This window comes from uncultured Clostridium sp. (assembly GCF_947072515.1).
Classification (GTDB): domain Bacteria; phylum Bacillota; class Clostridia; order Clostridiales; family Clostridiaceae; genus Clostridium.
Genome location: NZ_CAMTIG010000008.1, coordinates 82,018 through 100,998 on the forward strand (window position 1 = coordinate 82,018; position 18,981 = coordinate 100,998).

Below are 18,981 nucleotides of genomic sequence, written 5' to 3' on the forward strand. Positions count from 1 at the left end.
TCCTTATTGTATAATAAACATTAATCTAAAGAACCTTTAATTAAGGCAAGAAATTAATTATAAGTAACATTAAAAATTTTATTATTTTGAACCTGACCTGAAATTGCAGGCCCTTTAGTATTATTAATTAAACTATTTGTATTATAAATATAGAAATTAAATTCATTTGAATTTCCAATTTCTTTTAATACTACAATATTAGAATCTTTTAAAGTAGTTTTATTTAAAGCAACTTTACTTAAGTTTTTCTTAGAATATAAAAGAACATCACTTTTATCAACCTTTTGAATAGTTAATTTATTAATAGGAAGTAAAAGCATTTTATTTATATCGGTGTTACTATCTTTAGAATTATCAGTTATTTGAATTGGCTGACAATAAGGAAAGGTAGAGAAAAACTTATCGTAAATAATATTTTTAGTATTAGTAAAGTCATTCATTTGAACAGTAGCTGTAGCAGTAGTTGAATGGAGTTCTTTTGCATCAGATGATTCGATTCTAAATGCAGAATATCCAATAAAACATATAAAAATACCGCAAAGCACAATTAAATATTTTCTCATTTTTAAAGCCCCCTAAAATATCTATATATAAATTATAGAAAAATAAAAAATTAATAGCAAACATGTAAAATTAACACAATAATAGAAAGGACATAAAATATCAACAAAGTTCTTAAGTATACATAAATATGATTTAAAAATGAATAAAAAAACACTACAATAAGGTTTGTAATAGAAAAAGATGTATAATATACGAAAAAATTGTATATTTTATTTATTAAAAATGTATTTTGTTAAAAAAAGTCTGGAAATAGTGAAAAAATTTTATGAAATTTTAAAAAAACTATTTATTAATTCTGACTATAATAGTATGATATAAATATATTGATGGGAGAAAAAATTTTTATCTGTAATTCAGAGTAAAATAGTATGAATATTTTTTTGAATTTAAATCAGAGTGAAATGATAAGAATATTTTTTTTAGATTTAAATCAGAGCAAAATGATAAGAAATAGTAGGAGGAATTTTATAATGAAATTATTAGAAATTAAAAATTTAAAAACTGAAGCAGAAGGAAAAGAAATTCTAAAAGGATTAGATTTAGATATAAATAAAGGTGAAATTCATGTAATTATGGGACCAAATGGGGCAGGAAAATCAACTCTTGCAAATACTATAATGAGTCATCCTAGATATACACAAACAGCTGGAGAGATATTACTAGAAGGAGAAGATATTTCAAAGCTTAAAACTGATGAGAGAGCAAAGAAAGGATTATTTTTATCATTTCAATCACCAGAAGAGATTCCAGGAATAACAGTTGAAAACTTTTTAAGGACAGCTAAGGCGGAGATAACTGGAGAACCTGTTAAGACATTAAAATTTAGTAATGAATTAAAAAAAATAAGTGATAGTTTAAAAATAAAAAATGGATATTTAAGAAGATACTTAAATGTAGGATTTTCAGGTGGAGAAAAAAAGAAGAATGAAGTGCTACAACTTTTAGCATTAAATCCTAAATTAGCAATATTAGATGAAACAGATTCAGGTTTAGATGTAGACGCAGTAAAAGTAGTTTCAGAAGGTATTAAGATGTTTAGTAATGAGGATAATGCAGTTTTAATTATTACTCATAATAATAGAATATTAGATAGTTTAAAAGTTGATTATGTACACATTTTAGTAGATGGGAAAATTGTAAAAACAGGAGATAGTTCTCTTGCTAATGAAATTCAAAAAGATGGATTTGAAAAATTTAAAGATAGATAGAGGTGAGACATAGTGGAAGAAATTAAAAAGACCCAAATAGAAGAAGCAGATAGAGGCATCTATGATGTAAAAAATAAAGATGAGTTTATTTATAAAAGTGATAAAGGATTAACAGAAGATATTGTGAAAGAAATTTCTAAAGAAAAAGAAGAACCAAAGTGGATGTTAGACTTTAGATTAAAAGCTTTAGAAACTTATAATGAACTGGGATTACCAGATTGGGGACCAGATATATCAGCACTTAATATGGATGATATAGTCACATATGTTAAACCAAAAGGGAAATTAGCAGAGTCATGGGAAGAGGTACCAGAGGATATAAAAAATACTTTTGATCTTTTAGGGATTCCAGAAGCTGAAAAAGAATCTTTAGCTGGAGTAGGAGCACAATATGATTCAGAAGTTGTATACCATAGTATAAAAAAAGAACTTACAGAACAAGGAGTTATTTATACTGATATGGAAACTGCATTGAAAGAGCATGAAGATATTGTTAAAGAATATTTTATGACATGTGTTCCAGTTAATGATCATAAATTTGCTGCATTACATGGAGCAGTATGGTCAGGAGGTTCTTTTGTGTATGTTCCAGAAGGAGTCCATGTAGATATTCCATTACAATCATATTTTAGATTGAATTCACCAGGAGCAGGACAATTTGAGCATACGTTAATAATTGTTGAAAAAAATGCTAGTCTTCATTTCATTGAAGGATGTTCAGCACCAAAATATAATTTAACAAATTTACATGCAGGATGTGTTGAATTATTTGTTAAGGAAGGGGCTAAGCTTAGATATTCAACTATAGAAAACTGGTCTAAAAATATGATGAACTTGAATACAAAAAAAGCATTAGTAGATAAAGATGGAACAATAGAATGGGTATCAGGATCATTTGGCTCAAGAGTTTCAATGCTTTATCCAACAAGTGTGCTTAGAGGAGAAAATGCTAAATCAGAATTTACAGGAGTATCTTTTGCAGGAGCAGGACAAAATTTGGATACAGGAGCAAAAGTCATTCATGTTGGGAAAAATACCTCTTCAACAATAAACTCAAAGTCTATTTCAAAAGATGGTGGAACTGCAACATATAGAGGGTTAGTGAAAATAGGAAGTGGAGCAACAGGAAGTAAATCAACAGTATCTTGTGAATCATTAATGCTTGATGATATGTCAAAATCAGATACAATACCTGTTATAGATATTGCTAATGATAATGTTGAAATGAGTCATGAAGCTAAAATAGGAAAAATAAGTGACGATGCAATTTTCTATTTAATGAGTAGAGGGATTAGCGAAGAAGAAGCAAAATCTATGATAGTTAGAGGATTTGTAGAGCCTATATCTAAAGAATTACCATTAGAATATGCAGTTGAAATGAATAACTTAATAGCTCTTGAGTTGGAAGGGAGTATAGGATAATGAGATTTGAAGAATTAAATAAAATACCTGTAAAAACTGCCAGAAGGCAGGGAGTTAATTCTGTTTCTGTAGAAATGGATGATTTAAAAATAAATGAGTTTAAAAATTTTTCTATTTCAGGAGATGAAAATGTTAGTATCTCTAAATTAGAAAAAAATAATAAGTATTTTAAAAAACTAAAATATGGAGTTAAGGAAGAATTAATAAGGGAAGCAGATGAAAGCTTCACAAATGGATTTTTAATAGAGGTAAAAGAAAACTGTAAAATAAAAGGAAATGTTATTTTGAATTTTAATTTAGATGAAAATAATAGTACGTTAATAGATAATATTATAATCATTGCTAAGAAAAATTCAGAGGCAAACTTTATTATAAATTATAATTCAAATGATTTAGGAAAGTATCATAATGGCGTATTAAGAATATTTGCAGAAGAAGATTCAAATATAAAGGTTTCAAAAATAAATATGTTAGGAAAAAATGTAACAAGTTTTGATTCAAATATTTCATTTGTAAAAGAAAATGCAAATGTAGATTTTATAGCAATTGAATTAGGAGCAAAAAACAATGTATCTAATTATGAGGCCAGATTAGAAGAAAAAAATTCTAAAGCGGATATTAATGTTATATATACAGGAATAGATGAAGAAAAAATTGATATGAATTATGTTGTGACTATAGAAGGTGAAAATTCTAGGACAAACATAAATATAAAGGGTGCTTTAAAAGATAAAGCGGTAAAAACATTTAAAGGAACTTTAGATTTTAAAAAAGGTGCTAAAAAGAGTAAGGGTGTAGAAGAGGAATACTGCATGCTATTATCAGAAAAAGCAAGGTCTAAAGCAATACCACTTTTACTATGTGATGAGGATGATGTATCAGGTGAGCATGCTGCATCTTCAGGACGTATTGATGAAAATAAATTATTTTATTTAATGAGTAGAGGAATTTCATATAATGAAGCAAAACTTTTAATTATAAATGCAGCATTTAATCCTATCATAGATAAAATTGAATCAGAAGAAATTCAAAATAAGATATTAGAAAAAATACGAGAAATATTAAAGGAAGATAAGCTTTAAATTTTAAAAGGTTTAAGGAGGAATGATCATGGATAGAAATTACACTAGAGATTTTCCAACGCTACAAGAGAATGAAGGAAAACGAATTGTTTATTTAGATAGTGGTGCAACTACTCAGAAACCAGATTCTGTTATTCGAGCAGTTGAAAAATATTATAGAGAAGAAAATGCAAATCCACACAGGGGTGCATATAAGTTAAGTTTAAAGGCCACAGAAATTTATGAAAATGCAAGAGAAAAAGTTAGAGAGTTTATTAATGCTAAGAAGTGTGAAGAGATTATATTCACTAAAAATTCTACAGAAGCATTTAATCTTTTAGCAATGAGTTATGGAATGAATTTTATAAATGAAGGTGATGAAATAGTTATCTCTATAGCAGAACATCATTCTAATTTAATCCCTTGGCAAAATGTAGCTAAAGCTAAAAAAGCTATTCTTAAATATATATATACTGATGAAAATGGAGAAATTAGTGATAGAGAGATTTCAGAGAAAATTACTAATAAAACAAAATTAGTTAGTATTACAGGGGTTTCAAATGTATTAGGAATAAGAAATCCCATTGAAAAAATTATTAGTTTTGCTCATGAAAAAGGAGCTAAAGTAATAATAGATGGAGCACAATTAGTTCCACATAGAGCTGTAGATGTTCAAAAACTAGATGCTGATTTTTTAGTTTTTTCAGGACATAAAATGCTTGCACCTATGGGAATTGGTGTCCTTTATGGAAAAGAAGAAATATTAAATAGTATGCCACCTTATATGTTTGGTGGGGATATGGTTGAATATGTGTATGAAGATACTGCAACATTTGCACCTCTTCCAGCAAAATTTGAGGGAGGAACTCAAAATGTTGGAGCTGCAGCAGGATTATTAGAGGCCATAAATTATTTGCAAGAAATAGGAATGGATAAAATAGAGAAGATAGAAAAAGAATTAACAGATTATGCAATGAAAAAGATTGAAGACCTACCATATATAAAAGTATATGGAACTCCTGAAAAATATGAGAAAGAAGGAGTAATATCTTTTGAAATGAAAGGTGTTCATCCTCACGATGTTTCAAGTATTTTAGATAACTACAATATTTGTGTCAGAGCAGGAAATCATTGTGCACAACCACTTATGAGATTTTACGGGGTGAATTCAACAACAAGAATGAGTTTATATTTTTATAACACAAAAGAAGATATAGATAAATTTATAGAAGGTCTTAAAAAAGTTTATAGTATGTTTGAGAAATGGATGTGATTAAATGGAATTAAATGATGTATATACAGAAATTATAATGGAACACAATATGTCAAAAAGAAATAGAAGAAATCTTCAAGTATGTGATGCTTGTGAAAAAGGACATAATCCTAGTTGTGGAGATGAAATTACAATTCAAGTAAAATACAATGGAGATATAATAGAGGACATAGCATTTGGAGGAAAAGGTTGTGCTATAAGCCAGGCATCAACATCAATGATGATTGATTTAGTAAAAGGAAAGACAAAAAAGGAAGCAAAAGAAATAATAGATAAATTTATTGGAATGATAAAGAGAGAAATAAAGGATGAAGATGAATTAGAAGAATTAGAGGATGCTATAGTACTTCAAAATATATCTAATATGCCAGCAAGAGTTAAGTGTGCTGTTTTAGCTTGGCATACACTTGATGAAATGATGAAAAATGAAAACTAAATTGAAAGAATGAGATAAGTTATTTTAAATGTAACTTATCTCATTTTTTATTTTAAAAATGTACTTGGTGATAAAAAATCTGTATGTTATGTTTGGAATATTTTATTTGATTTATAGAGTAAATATAATAGAGATAAAGAGGAGGGGATATAAATAATGGTAGGTGTAATGTTGGTTTTAAACATAGCAATATGCTTTGGGATACCTATAGGATATGTGGTTATAACTAGGAAGAGAGGGTATAGCTTAAAGCCATTTTTTATTGGAATTATAACATTTGTAGTTTCACAATTATTTTTAAGAATTCCTATAATGAATGCAGTACTTGGGAAAAGTTTGATGTCTTTTACAAATCCTATTTTATTCTTAGCTATATTATCATTTTCAGCAGGTATTTTTGAAGAGACAGGTAGAAGAATATTTATTGGAACTACATTAAAAAGAAATAGAAGTTTTAGAGATGGAATAAGCTTTGGAGTTGGACATGCTGGGATAGAGGCAATTATTTTTGTAGGTTTGAATAGTTTAATTAGTCTATATGGAGTAATTACAGCAAATTTGGGAATTACGGGGCAACTAACTAGTTTAAATGTATTTTTTGCAACAGTTGAAAGAGTCTTTGCAGGAGGACTTCATATAGCTTTAACTTTACTTATTTTATATGGAATAAATAGAAAATTAAAATATACTTTGCCTCTTGCTATAATAATCCATGGAATAGCTAACTTTGGAGCAGTATTAATGATGCCGAATGTTTTATTAGCTGAAGGTTGGTTATTTATAATTTTCATAATAGCAGTTGTATATATTACGAAGGTTAAAAAGAAATTTAAAGAAGATGTAGAAGAAAAAGAAGAAGCAGTAATAATGAAATATTAAACTTGAAATATAAGGATTGTTGAAAGAATATAAGAATGGATGAGAAATTATAGTTGTTAATGTAAAAATAAACCAATATAATCAGGGTATAGAGATGTAAGGGGGATAGGGATGATTAGTATTGGAATATGTGATGATGATGAATTAATTAGAAAAAAGTTAAAAACAATACTTGAAAAAGAAGATATAGATTTTAAGATATATGAATTTAAATGTGGGGAAGAGCTAGTTAGTTTTAATGAAAAAATAGATATATTATTTCTAGATATTGATATGGGTGGAATAAATGGAATAGAAACAGGAAAAGAGCTTAGAAAAAAAGATAAAGAATTGAAAATAATATATTTAACAAGTTTTTCAGATTATACGCATTTAGCATTTAAGGTGCATGCTTTTGGATATTTAACTAAGCCTTTTGAAGAAGAGGATATAGTAAATGAATTAAAAGAAGCTTTAGAATATATAGAAACTACATATGAGGAAGAAGAACTTGAATTTGTAAGCACAGATGGAGTAGTAAGATTAAAACCAAAGGATATATACTACTTTGAGTATTTTGATAGAAAAGTAAATATAGTTACTAAGAAAAAAGATTATTTAATTAAGGATAAAATAACTAGGATTATAAATGTGATGGAAGAATATAATTTTTATTCTCCACATAAAAGTTTTACAGCAAATCTTTTTCATGTGAAGTCTATAAAAGGCTATGAAATATATATGATGAATGAAGATGTAATTCCGCTTTCTCAAAAGAGATCAAAAGAGTTTAGAGATAAATTAAATGAATATATAAGTGATTTTATATAGGTGGGAAATATGGTTATATTAAAGCCAGAAACGATATTTTTATTAAATATTATTTCTACATTTTCATTAGTAGTAATCTATACATTTTTAGCTAATTTCAACAGAAAACTATTTTATAAAAAAAGAGACTATATAATAGGATTTGGTCTGTATATAATTATCACTACATTATTTAATATAATAATACCCACAATGGGTATAATAGTGAGTTTAGTAGGAATAGTTGTTTTAGGAAATAGGCTATATAATAATGAAAAAATATATATAGTTTATTACTTTATATTTTCAGTATTTATGCTAATAGGACAACTTATTTTTTCAGAAGGATTTAAAGTGATATTTTCTTATTTAAATATAAAAAATATATCTATAGAAATATATTTAATTACAAATGGAGTAATTATTCAATTGGCCAACTTAGCTTGTTGTAGATTGTTTTTAGCTTTATTTAAAAGGAATATAAAGAAACTTACAATACAACAATATTTTAGTTTTTTAATTTTACCTATATTTAGTTTCGTATATATACTTACGTTAGTTAATTTTCTGCAAGGGCAGTGGATGATAAATATTAAAGAGGATATTATTTTATTTATTATAAATTTAGTTTTAATTGTCTTTTTTAATATATTTATAACTAATATATTTGAAGCAATTTCAAAAAATAATGAGCTTAAAGGAAAGTTAGAACTATATGAAAAACAAAAGATTATGGAATATGATTATTATACATCTTTAGAGTCGAAGTATAACAGTTCAAGAAAAGTTATTCATGATATAAAAAATCATATGCAAACTATAGATAGTTTATATGAGATTGGAGAAAAGAAAGAAGCAAAGGATTATCTTAAAAATATGTATGGGCTTTTAGATTCTTTAGGACAAAAGGTTTATACGGAAAATAAGGTTTTAAATGTAGTTATAAATGATAAAGTCCATCTAGCTAAAAAGAGTGATATTGATATAAAAGTTTTAATTGGAGAGGTAGATTTAAAGCTTATAAAAGAAATAGATATAACTACTATTATTTCAAATCTTTTAGATAATGCAATAGAAGGAACTAAGGAGACAGAAAATAAAGAAATAACCTTAAAGATAGATAAGTTCAATAATTTCTTAATCATAAATGTAGCTAATAGTTTTAAGAAGGTAAAAGTTATAGATGAAATATTTAAAACTACTAAAGAAAATCATTTAGGGTTAGGACTTGAAAATATAAAGAGAACTGCTGAAAAATATTCAGGTTCTATAAATATAAAAACATCGGATAATATATTTAAAGTAAATATTATGATTCCAAATTAATTAGGGGGTAGAGGGTAATGAAAAAAATAATAAAAATGATGATGGTGGTTTTAACATTAGGGATTTTAGTAAGCTGTGGAGCAAAAACAGGAAATGTGGATGAAGAGGCAGTAGGAAAAAAAGCAGATGAAGTAATCCAATTATACAAAGAAGGAAACTTTGAAAAATTACATGAAATGGGTAGCCAAAACTTAAAAAATGCAATATCAGTAGATGGATTAAAAGAAGCAGAGCAAAATATAGAAAAAGAATTAGGAAAGTTTAAAGAGATAAAAGAAAGAAAATTTGCAGAAAAAGATGATGTAAGTCTTTGTGTAACATTAGCAGAGTTTGAAAAAGGACAAGGTCAAATACAAACAGCGTTTAATAAAGATTTGGAATTAGAAGGTTTTGCAATAGTGAAATAATAAAATTCTTATCATTTAATAAAAAAATAGATAATTGGGAGATACTTTAAGTATCTCCTATTTTTATTTTATAGTATAAGGATATTTGACAATGAATATTTAGAGTAATACCATTAAATGACAGATAATTTAATTAATTTAAGGAGGTTTGACATGAAAGAAATATGGGACTTATATAATAAAGACAGAATAAAAATAGGACAAACTATGGTGAGGGGAGATGAATTTGAAGAAGATACTTTTCATTTAGTAATTCATGTATGTATATTTAACTCTAAAGGTGAAATGCTTATACAACAAAGACAACCTTTTAAAAAAGGATGGTCAAATTTATGGGATGTTACTGTTGGGGGAAGTGCAGTTTTAGGAGACACAAGTCAAAAAGCTGCTGAGAGAGAAGTTTTAGAGGAAATAGGATATAAAATATCATTAGAAAATATTAGACCTGCATTTACATTAAATTTTGATAGAGGATTTGATGACTTTTATATAGTTGAAAGAGAAATTGACATAACAAAATTAAAGTTACAATATGAAGAGGTTCAGAGAGTTAAATGGGCAACATTAAATGAAATTTTGGAGATGAGTAATTCAAAAGAATTTATACCATATCATAAAAGTTTAATTAGAATGTTATTTGAGCTACATAGTTATGAAGATAATTATGTAAAATAAAATAATTTTACCCAAGAATACATAGAGAGTATTCTTGGGTAAAAATTATAAATTAGTTGCTTCATATAATTCCAATGGAAGTCCGTCAGGATCTGAGAAGAATGTAAATTTCATACTAGTAAATTCATCAACTCTTATTGGTTCTGTTTTGATTTCTTTAGAATTTAATTCTTTAACTGCAATTTCTATATTTGGGACTTCAAAAGCTAAATGTCTAAGTCCGCAAGCTTCAGGATAACTTGGGCGTTTGGGTGGATTTTCAAAAGAAAACAATTCTATTTGACTATCACCAATTTTTAAATCAAGTTTATATGAGTTTCTTTCTTTTCTATATATTTCTCTAATAACTTGAAATCCAAGTTTATTTACATAAAAGTCTTTTGAAACTTCATAGTTAGAAGATATTATAGCAACATGATGTATTTTAGATATATTCAAATTAAGCACATCCTTTCTATGATTAATAAAGATAATAATATTATAAAACAAAAAGAGGCATATAGCCTCTTTTACATAATTAAAATATTAAGCTAGTTTTTCAACCATAGCTTTTAATATAGTTGTTGAGTTTTTAACACCAATTGGAATGAATTTTTCATAATCCATGTGAGCTCCATTATTAGCATTATCAGAGATTGATCTGATTATTACAAATGGAATTGTGTTTAAATAACAAACGTGTGCTATACTTGCACCTTCCATTTCACATGCAACTGCTCCAAATTCAGTTTCAAGCCATTTGATTTTATCAACGCTTGCAATGAATTGATCTCCTGAAACTATTCTTCCTGAGAATGTGTTTATATCTTCTATTTCATCACATGAAAGTTTAGCTAATTTAACTAATTCTTCATCACACATGAAATCAAATGTATCCATTCTTGGTACTTGCCCATGAGCATCTCCAAAAACTGTAGTATCCACGTCATGTTGTACTAGGTTTTCAGCTACTACTACATCACCAGGATATATGTCTTTTCCTATTCCACCAGCTACACCAACGTTTATAACGCTGTTAACTTTGTATTCTGAAATAAGGATTTGAGTGCAAACTGCTGCATTAACTTTACCGATTCCTGATACTACTGCAACAACATCTTTTCCCCAAACCTTTCCTTTATGAAATGTCATGTTAGCCTTAACTGTTTTTTCTTCAACTACCATATCATTTAAAAGAAGTTCTAATTCTTCGCTCATTGCGCTAATTATTCCTATAACCATCAAAAGTTACCTCCAAAATTAAATATAAGACGATTTAGCCTTAAATAACATTATAAATTCAATAAAGCATTAAGTAAACCTGTTATACTCAATTAAAAATCTATTTTCAAATGAAAATATTTTAATTAATTAGCTTTATTATTTACTAGATAAGGAAAATATAATCAATATAAATAAATTTAGTGGTAGTAGTTATCAAATGGGAAAGATAAATTTCTTGTATAAGTATAGGAGATAAAATAAAATATAAGGTAAATAAATATTAAGATAGGAAGTGGGAATAAGAATGGAAAAAAACACATTAACTAGAACAGAATTAGTTATAGGAAAAGAAGGATTAAATAAATTAAAAAATGCTAAAGTAGTTATTTTTGGAGTAGGTGGAGTAGGTGGTTTTGCAACAGAAGCCTTAACTAGAGCAGGTATTGGAGAATTAGTAATAGTTGATAATGATACTATTGATATAACAAATTTAAATAGACAAATAATAGCTACATATGACACAGTGGATAAAGTTAAAGTTGAAGTTATGAGAGATAGAATTAACTCTATAAATAAAGATTGTAAAGTTACTATATTTGAAGAGTTTGTAACTCCAGAAAATATAGAAATGTTTCTTGATAAAGATGTAGATTATGTAGTAGATGCTATAGATACAGTAACAGCTAAGATCGCTTTAGCTAAGTACTGTTATGAAAATAATATAAAAATAATGAGTTCTATGGGAACAGGAAATAAAATGGATCCGACTCAATTTAAAGTATCTGATGTACATAAAACAAAAGTATGTCCTTTAGCTAAAGTTATGAGAAGTGAACTTAAAAAAAGAGGGGTTAAAAAATTAAAGGTTGTATATTCAGAAGAAATTCCAGCAAAACCAAATGAAGAAATGATGTCTGAAATAGTTAAAGGGACAAAGAAAAGACAAACACCAGGAAGTATTTCTTTTGTTCCTCCAGTAGCAGGAATGATAATTGCAAGTGAAGTAGTAAAAGATTTATTAAATGAAGAAAAGTAAACTGTGGATAAATAAAAAAAATAGAATCGCAAAAAAACACAAAAAAATCTAAAAAAAGAGTATTTAGAGCAAAAAAAAACTATTAAATTCAAAAATATAAATACAATATATTGTATTATGTCACAGAGTTATCCACAACATGTTGATAACTCTGTGTATAACTTAGTACAAGAATAGCTTTTTAAAATATAAAAATATATAAAAGTAATGAGGGATATTCGTATAGAATGTCTCTAATTTTTATGAATGTAAAGCCTTGTAATAACATGACTATAATATATAATAGTGTTATAAGAAACGTTAGCTTAGGAGATAGAAGGATGTCATTAAAAAGTAATGTCAATATATTTTTAAGTAGTGGTAGTAAAAATGAATATCTAATAAGAGATAAAAATAATATCAGTATAGGAAGATTTATCATAACAGAAATGGATTATGAAAATCAGAAATGTGATGTTAAATTAAAATTTTATAGGGAAAATGACTATAATCTCTTAAAAGAAACATTAGATTTAATATTAGGAGCTACTTTTAAAGATAAGAAGGTATATAAAGTAAACATAATAACTAATGAAGGAATTAAATTATCATCATTTTTAGACCTTGGATTCATATTAGAAGGAATAATTTCAGAAAATGTAATCATAAATGGGATAAGAAGAAGTGAAGTAGTTTTCGGAATTAACAGAGATGACTATAGATACAAAAATTGTGAACCAATGATTAAAATACAAGGTGAAAATATACTTTTAAGAAATTTAACTCCAAACGATGCAGAAGAATTAGTTTCTTATTATAAGAAGAATGAAAAACATTTAGAAAAATTTGAACCTGCAAGGGATAAAGAATTTTATACTTTAGATATTCAAAGAGGTATATTAAATGAAAGTTACAAGCAATTCTTAAATGGAACATGCTATGATTTAGCAATAATAAAGGATAATGATATAATTGGTAAAATGAAATTATCCAATATTGTTTATGGCGTTTTTAAAAGTGGAATATTAGGATATTCCATTGATTTAGAACACCAAGGAAAAGGATATATGAAAGAGGCTGTAAATTTAATATTAGATTATGCATTTAATGATTTAGAGCTACATAGAATAGAGGCGTCAGCTTTAGTTAGTAATGTAAGGTCAAAAGGGGTTTTAGTAACTTGTGGATTTGAAGAACTAGGAATAAATAAAAAATATTTATTTATTAATGGTGTTTGGGAGGATCACATAACTTACTATAAAATAAAATAGGGGGAGGATTGAGAATAATGAAAATATCTCTTGAAAATGATATGGTACTTATAAAAGTATTTAATAATAATATAATTCTAGTAAAATCAGAAGAGGAAGAAAAAATATTATTTGAAAAAGGGATAGGCTTCGGTAAAAAAAATGGGGCGGTTATAAAAGAGGGAACTGAAATAGATAAAATTTTTGTTATACAAAATGAGAAAAATATTGAAAATTTCAATAAAGTAATAGAAAGAACAGATAAAAAATTATTAGGATTATTTGAAGAAATAATTTATGAGATATCAAAAGAACTAAATGAAGAGCTAAGTGAAAATATTCATATTGGATTAGTGGATCATTTAGGGTTTGCAATAAAAAGATTAGAAAATAATGAAGAAATTCAAAATCCATTCTTAATAGAAATTGAAACTTTATATGCAAAAGAATTCTCTTTAGCAGAAAAAGTAGCAAAAAGAATTGAGAGTGAGATTGATATAGATATTCCAGATGGAGAAATTGGATTTATAGCTATTCATATTCATTCAGCAAGAAATGGTGGAAAATTATCCAATACAGTTAGATACAGTTACTTAGGAAATAGTATCATTGAACTTGTTGAAGATGAATTAGAAATAGAGATAGAAAGAAAATCTTTAGACTATGCAAGATTTTTAACTCACATAAGATTTGCAATTGAGAGAATAATGACTCAAAATCCAATTGAAAATGATTTAAGAGGAGTTATAAAATCAAAATATAAAATCTCTTATAAGATAGCTAAATCTGTTGGAGTAATGATTGGTGAAGAATTAAAACTTGAAGTTAGTGAAGATGAAGTTGCATATATAGCAATGCATATAGAGAGATTTAGAGTGTCGGTTAAAAGATAGAAGATTTTAAATAGAATATTTTAAACTTAAAATATAAAAAAGGTAGTTATCATTTGATAACTACCTTTTAGAGTTTTAAATATATAAATTTTAACTAAAATGACTAAACTGTATATTCAATAACAGTAGTTTCACCGGCAACGGCATCTACATCTGTTATTGTATTTAAAGATTGAATGTTGTCCACATTAGTTATAAGAACAGGTGAAATTAAAGGACAACCTTTGCTTTGTATAAAATCTCTATCTATTTTTAAAATTGGAGTTCCTGCTTTTACATTAGAACCTTGTTCAACTAATTGTTCAAAACCTTCTCCATTTAAGCCAACAGTTTCAATACCAATATGAACTAAAACTTCAATTCCATTTTTTAAAGTCATGGCAAAAGCATGTTTAGTTTTAAAAATTAAAGTAACTTCTCCATCAGCTGGTGCAACTATAGTATCACCTGTAATATCGATACCAACACCATCTCCAGCCATTTTTTGAGCAAAAACAGGATCAGGTATTTCTGTAATAGGAACAACCTTTCCTGTTGCAGGAGCAATTAAAGTTAAACTACTATCTTTTTTATTTTTTTTAAATAATCCAAACATATTCAAAATCCTCTCTTTGTGTAGATATATTTTTACGTAAAGTAAATTTGTATAAAAAAAGACATAAGTTCTCTAAAGAAAAACTTATGCCTGATAGTTACTCAGTAACACGTTAATTAAATTATATATTCAAATAATGAAAATGTCAACAAAAAATGAATAAAGTAAAGACAAATGATGAAGTGGACATTGAATGCATATGAAATCAAAAGGTAAGCTTAAAAATTTATGAAATTAAAAGGCAGACTTAAAAATTCTATAAAGTTAAAAGTTTTTCCCAAGTTGAAAAACCTATAATACCATTTGGAATTAAACCTTCGGATTTTTGTAAGCTTAAAATAGAATTCTTTGTATTTTTACCAAAAACTCCATCAGGCAAGCCGCAATTGAAATTTAAATCATTTAAGCGAGTCTGTATTATTTCAATAATTTTGCCTCTTAGTCCAAAACCTAAAATAGGGCAAACTGCCAATGTTTTATTATAATTAGAAGCATCTATAGGGATGCTACAATTAAAATTCTTATTTAATTCTTTTTGTAAGTTTATAATCCAATGAGAAATATTACTATCTAATGAGTTCTTCATTTTTTCACCTCGTAAAAATAACAATTGAAAGCAATCATTACTATATAAATATTCAGTAGAAGGAAATTTGGTTCAAACTCAATAGAATCTTTATAAAAAATTAGTTTGCTAAAAACTCTTCAGATACAATTTTAAGAAATTCATCTTTAGAAATATCTCTAAGCTTACATTCAGCATTTATAGAACTAATAAAATCCCTTAAAGAATTTTTGAACTTAGGAGTTGAGCTATTTAAATTCATATTAACAAAAGCACCGCGGCCAGGTTCAATTCTTATAAAACCTTCATTCTTTAAAAGAGAGTAACTTTTATTGACAGTATGCATATTAACATTTAAATATGATGCTAAAGTTCTAACAGAGGGAAGCATATCGCCTTCAGCCAAACTTTTGTCAGCAATCATTTGAATTATTTGATTTTTGATTTGTATATAGATTGGTTCGACTTCAGCAGATTTAAAATTTAACAAAAAAAGCCCATTATAAGGCATTAGCCTATAATGGTTTCACCTCCTTTTAAAATAATATATAATGTTCTTAATATAATTATATATTACATAACAATAAATGTAAATATATGGAATTAGGAGGTGGGATTTTGAAAAATTTAATATTAGATTCTATAAAGGATAAAATACTATATATAGAAGACATTAATGAAGGATTAAAAAAATATAGTAATGCAATTTTAAAGATAGACTTAAATAAAGAAGGGGAAGAAAACTTTATAAAATTTCTATATGAAATAGATGAGAATATAATAGTAGATTATTATGGAAACATAATAAATGATTCAGCATTTATGAAGATGGTAGAAACATTAGATGAAGAAGAAAAAAGTTATCTATTAGATTTAAAAGAAAAAGGATATAAAGAAATTTTTTATTCTAATATAGAAGAGAAATTTTTAAAGATATTAATTAATCTTTCTATAAATGAGATTTTATTCAGTTCTTTTTATCTAAAAAATATGACTATCTGGGGAAACTATAATGGAAAATTTATAATGTTTTTTAATAAGGAAACAAATATTAAAGATATAGAAAATAAAGCAAATAAATATAATTTGCAAATTGAAGATATAAAAGAAGTTTAGATATATCTTCATAAGGAGGAACATATGAAGAGAAAAATAATAATAGCTTTATTAGTAATCCTTGTACTTATAGCAGGGACTGACTACTTTTACAAATGGAAAAAAGAGAAACAACAAGAAACTATTAAATCATCACAGAGTGTTGGAAACAAATTAAATGAAGATAATTGGAATGTACGACCAAAAGAGTTTATTGAAGATAATAATAAACATATTGAAGAAATGAAGGACTTTACCTTAGAAAATCTTAATGGAGAAAAAGTAAGTCTTTCTCAATATAAAGGGAAAACCATATTCATAAACTTTTGGGCAACATGGTGTACGCCTTGTGAGAGTGAATTAGCAAGCTTATCTAAAGTTTATAATGAATATAAAGAGGATAAAGACATAGTAATACTAACGATTAATGTAGGAGAAAATGAAAAAACTGCAAAAGACTTTATGACAAAAAACAACTATAGTTTTCCAGTATTACTAGACTCAACAGGAGAAGTAGCAAAAGAATATGGGGCTAAAGCTCTTCCAATTTCAGTAGTAATAAATAAAGAAGGAAAAGTTGTAGAATATAAAAGAGGGGCAATGGATTTAATAGAAATGGAAGGAATTCTAAAAAAGTAACATAAATGAAGAAGGAGAAATTGAAGAATATAAAAGAGACGCAATGGATTTAACGGAAATGGAAGGAATTCTAAAGAAGTAAAGATAATAGAATACAAAGTTTTTTAAAAACAATGTTATTTTTAGATATAACGTAAAAAAGGATTTCGATTGTGAAATAAAAGAAACTTTAAAAAATGAAAATTTCTATACAATCATATCAATAAAATGCTAAAAAGAAGCATACCTTAGAATATAGTAATATAAGGGATTGATAATGATGGAGGAAATATGGAGATTTAATGCATATGATGATAGAGGAATATCAGTAAAAGAATTTTTAAAATTCGTATTAGCTTTTGTAATAACAATGAAGCTAATAGGACTGTTATTCCCAGTTTGTATAGTAAAAGGACAATCTATGAAAAACACACTACAAGATAAAGATTTAGTAGTTTTGAATAGATTGTCTTATTTTATAAGTGAACCTAAAAGAAAAGATATAGTAATAATAAATGTGGATGAAAATAATAACTCAGAAATAGCAGGAAAAACAATAGTAAAAAGAATAATTGGATTACCAGGAGAAAAACTAGAAATTAAAGAGAATAAAATATATATAAATGGAGAATATATAGAAGAAGGATATTTATATGATGATATGATAACACCTAATATAGATGTACTTATTCCACTAAAAGAAGTTTTTGTAATGGGTGATAATAGAAATAAAAGTGGAGATAGTAGAGATTTTGGGACATTTAGAGTTAAAGATATAGAGGCAAAAGTACTATTTAAAAAATAAAATTTAATCTAAAAGCCCCCGATATATAAAAAACCCATATATATAGAATGAAGGGAAGTATATTGATAAAATATATTTTATTAAATAGGAACCTTCAGTAAAATCAATACGGTACTAGAGATTATGATGGATATTGTATAAATTAAAGTAATTTTAAAGAAGAGCTTAGTTACAGTTCAAGTAATTCTATATATGATATAGATAAATAAAAATTTTTCAATGTGTCTTGACTCTAATTCGGTTTAAGTAATTCTATATATAATATAGATATGTAGAATTAGTTATAAGTACTAAGCAGGGAATGCTAATTAATTCTAATGGAAGATAAAATATATTAAATTAAAAAGCTCTAATAGCTTGCATATGATATTTTAAAAGCATATTCAAAAAATATATTGAGTTTAAAAAATATAAATATAAAAAAATAATAAAATATACTTAGAAAAATATTTATAAAACAAATTAAAATACATTAGAAACATCAAAAATATCTTGAAAACATAATCTAATATAATGAAAAAACGAATGAAATGAACTGTTTAAAAGAAGAATATGAATAAAAAACATACGTAAAATGTATGAAAAATGAACAGATGGATGAAAAAGAATAAATACTTATCCAGGTGTATCTTAAGTCGAAAAATAGCGAAAAATGAAGAAATATATACTAAATAAAGTATAATTTGCTTTAATAAGAATATAAATATAAATATCACAGTAGAAAGGTGATATAGTAGTAAATGTCCTAAGGACGCCGAACAAAACAAAACAAAGTTCGGATCGATACTTAAGTTAAATATTTTGAATAACTTTAAAAAAAGTTGTTGACAATGTTTAAATTAAATATTAAACTAAACAAGTCGCCAAAAGCGATGAGGAAAAAATGGTCTTTGAAAATTGAA

22 protein-coding genes are annotated in these 18,981 nt (G+C 26.3%); 16 read left to right on the forward strand and 6 right to left on the reverse strand.

Going from position 1 to position 18,981, the window contains the following annotated elements; all coding sequences use genetic code 11:
• Positions 1-53 precede the first annotated feature (53 nt).
• Entirely contained in the window at positions 54-563 is a 510-nt protein-coding gene (locus Q0W06_RS04960; RefSeq protein ID WP_297632193.1) for a hypothetical protein, read from the reverse strand.
• A 471-nt stretch (positions 564-1,034) separates the two neighbouring features.
• On the opposite strand from Q0W06_RS04960, the gene sufC reads away from it, so the two are divergent.
• The 10 genes from sufC (at position 1,035) to Q0W06_RS05010 (ending at position 10,040) form a co-directional block, all read left to right on the forward strand.
• The gene (gene sufC, locus Q0W06_RS04965; protein ID WP_297632196.1) at positions 1,035-1,772 is read left to right on the forward strand and encodes a Fe-S cluster assembly ATPase SufC; all 738 of its coding nucleotides are present in this window, start codon (positions 1,035-1,037) and stop codon (positions 1,770-1,772) included.
• Between the two features lie 12 nt (positions 1,773-1,784).
• Positions 1,785-3,194 carry a Fe-S cluster assembly protein SufB gene (gene sufB, locus Q0W06_RS04970; RefSeq protein WP_297632199.1) on the forward strand — a complete coding sequence of 470 codons (1,410 nt, stop codon included), beginning with the start codon at positions 1,785-1,787 and terminating at the stop codon, positions 3,192-3,194.
• Positions 3,194-4,276, forward strand: a complete 1,083-nt coding sequence (gene sufD, locus Q0W06_RS04975; RefSeq protein WP_297632202.1) for a Fe-S cluster assembly protein SufD — start codon at positions 3,194-3,196, stop codon at positions 4,274-4,276. Before sufB ends, sufD begins: the two co-directional genes overlap by 1 nt.
• 28 nt (positions 4,277-4,304) lie before the next feature.
• Positions 4,305-5,528 (forward strand): cysteine desulfurase, encoded by a 1,224-nt coding sequence (locus tag Q0W06_RS04980; RefSeq protein WP_297632205.1) that lies wholly within the window; start codon positions 4,305-4,307, stop codon positions 5,526-5,528.
• A gap of 4 nt (positions 5,529-5,532) precedes the next feature.
• Positions 5,533-5,964, forward strand: a complete 432-nt coding sequence (sufU, locus tag Q0W06_RS04985) for a Fe-S cluster assembly sulfur transfer protein SufU (protein WP_297632207.1) — start codon at positions 5,533-5,535, stop codon at positions 5,962-5,964.
• Positions 5,965-6,120: 156 nt separating this feature from the next.
• The gene (locus Q0W06_RS04990; protein WP_297632210.1) at positions 6,121-6,843 is read left to right on the forward strand and encodes a YhfC family glutamic-type intramembrane protease; all 723 of its coding nucleotides are present in this window, start codon (positions 6,121-6,123) and stop codon (positions 6,841-6,843) included.
• Positions 6,844-6,954: 111 nt separating this feature from the next.
• Complete coding sequence (locus Q0W06_RS04995) at positions 6,955-7,653, forward strand: LytTR family DNA-binding domain-containing protein (RefSeq protein ID WP_297632213.1); 699 nt, start codon at positions 6,955-6,957, stop codon at positions 7,651-7,653.
• Between the two features lie 9 nt (positions 7,654-7,662).
• Positions 7,663-8,958, forward strand: coding sequence for a GHKL domain-containing protein (locus tag Q0W06_RS05000; RefSeq protein ID WP_297632216.1), 1,296 nt, complete (start codon positions 7,663-7,665; stop codon positions 8,956-8,958).
• A 17-nt stretch (positions 8,959-8,975) separates the two neighbouring features.
• Positions 8,976-9,365 (forward strand): DUF3887 domain-containing protein, encoded by a 390-nt coding sequence (locus tag Q0W06_RS05005; protein WP_297632219.1) that lies wholly within the window; start codon positions 8,976-8,978, stop codon positions 9,363-9,365.
• Between the two features lie 153 nt (positions 9,366-9,518).
• Positions 9,519-10,040 carry an NUDIX domain-containing protein gene (locus Q0W06_RS05010; RefSeq protein WP_297632222.1) on the forward strand — a complete coding sequence of 174 codons (522 nt, stop codon included), beginning with the start codon at positions 9,519-9,521 and terminating at the stop codon, positions 10,038-10,040.
• A 45-nt stretch (positions 10,041-10,085) separates the two neighbouring features.
• Here the strand turns inward: Q0W06_RS05010 and Q0W06_RS05015 are convergent, their stop codons facing one another.
• Together Q0W06_RS05015 and Q0W06_RS05020 are read right to left on the reverse strand one after the other, a co-directional pair.
• Positions 10,086-10,478, reverse strand: a complete 393-nt coding sequence (locus tag Q0W06_RS05015; RefSeq protein WP_297632225.1) for a VOC family protein — start codon at positions 10,476-10,478, stop codon at positions 10,086-10,088.
• A gap of 87 nt (positions 10,479-10,565) precedes the next feature.
• Positions 10,566-11,261, reverse strand: coding sequence for a 5'-methylthioadenosine/adenosylhomocysteine nucleosidase (locus Q0W06_RS05020; RefSeq protein WP_297632228.1), 696 nt, complete (start codon positions 11,259-11,261; stop codon positions 10,566-10,568).
• Between the two features lie 286 nt (positions 11,262-11,547).
• Here Q0W06_RS05020 and Q0W06_RS05025 point away from each other — a divergent pair, with 286 nt between their 5' ends.
• The 3 genes from Q0W06_RS05025 to Q0W06_RS05035 all read left to right on the forward strand — a co-directional run bounded on the left by Q0W06_RS05025 (position 11,548) and on the right by Q0W06_RS05035 (position 14,401).
• Positions 11,548-12,279, forward strand: a complete 732-nt coding sequence (locus tag Q0W06_RS05025; RefSeq protein ID WP_297632231.1) for a tRNA threonylcarbamoyladenosine dehydratase — start codon at positions 11,548-11,550, stop codon at positions 12,277-12,279.
• A gap of 320 nt (positions 12,280-12,599) precedes the next feature.
• Positions 12,600-13,529 carry a GNAT family protein gene (locus Q0W06_RS05030; protein WP_297632234.1) on the forward strand — a complete coding sequence of 310 codons (930 nt, stop codon included), beginning with the start codon at positions 12,600-12,602 and terminating at the stop codon, positions 13,527-13,529.
• Between the two features lie 17 nt (positions 13,530-13,546).
• The gene (locus Q0W06_RS05035) at positions 13,547-14,401 is read left to right on the forward strand and encodes a PRD domain-containing protein (protein WP_297632260.1); all 855 of its coding nucleotides are present in this window, start codon (positions 13,547-13,549) and stop codon (positions 14,399-14,401) included.
• Between the two features lie 103 nt (positions 14,402-14,504).
• On the opposite strand, the gene Q0W06_RS05040 is transcribed toward Q0W06_RS05035, so the two are convergent.
• The 3 genes from Q0W06_RS05040 to Q0W06_RS05050 all read right to left on the reverse strand — a co-directional run bounded on the left by Q0W06_RS05040 (position 14,505) and on the right by Q0W06_RS05050 (position 16,051).
• Entirely contained in the window at positions 14,505-14,996 is a 492-nt protein-coding gene (locus tag Q0W06_RS05040; protein ID WP_297632238.1) for a PTS glucose transporter subunit IIA, read from the reverse strand.
• A gap of 256 nt (positions 14,997-15,252) precedes the next feature.
• A complete protein-coding gene (locus tag Q0W06_RS05045; RefSeq protein ID WP_297632241.1) occupies positions 15,253-15,582 on the reverse strand; it encodes a peptidoglycan-binding domain-containing protein in 330 nt (109 codons plus the stop codon).
• Between the two features lie 100 nt (positions 15,583-15,682).
• Positions 15,683-16,051: a GntR family transcriptional regulator gene (locus tag Q0W06_RS05050; RefSeq protein WP_297632244.1), complete on the reverse strand. Its 369-nt coding sequence runs from the start codon at positions 16,049-16,051 to the stop codon at positions 15,683-15,685.
• A gap of 128 nt (positions 16,052-16,179) precedes the next feature.
• On the opposite strand from Q0W06_RS05050, the gene Q0W06_RS05055 reads away from it, so the two are divergent.
• From Q0W06_RS05055 to lepB, 3 genes are all read left to right on the forward strand, one after another.
• Entirely contained in the window at positions 16,180-16,677 is a 498-nt protein-coding gene (locus Q0W06_RS05055) for a hypothetical protein (protein ID WP_297632247.1), read from the forward strand.
• A 24-nt stretch (positions 16,678-16,701) separates the two neighbouring features.
• Entirely contained in the window at positions 16,702-17,295 is a 594-nt protein-coding gene (locus Q0W06_RS05060) for a TlpA disulfide reductase family protein (RefSeq protein ID WP_297632248.1), read from the forward strand.
• Positions 17,296-17,551: 256 nt separating this feature from the next.
• Entirely contained in the window at positions 17,552-18,079 is a 528-nt protein-coding gene (lepB, locus tag Q0W06_RS05065) for a signal peptidase I (RefSeq protein WP_297632251.1), read from the forward strand.
• Positions 18,080-18,981 lie beyond the last annotated feature (902 nt).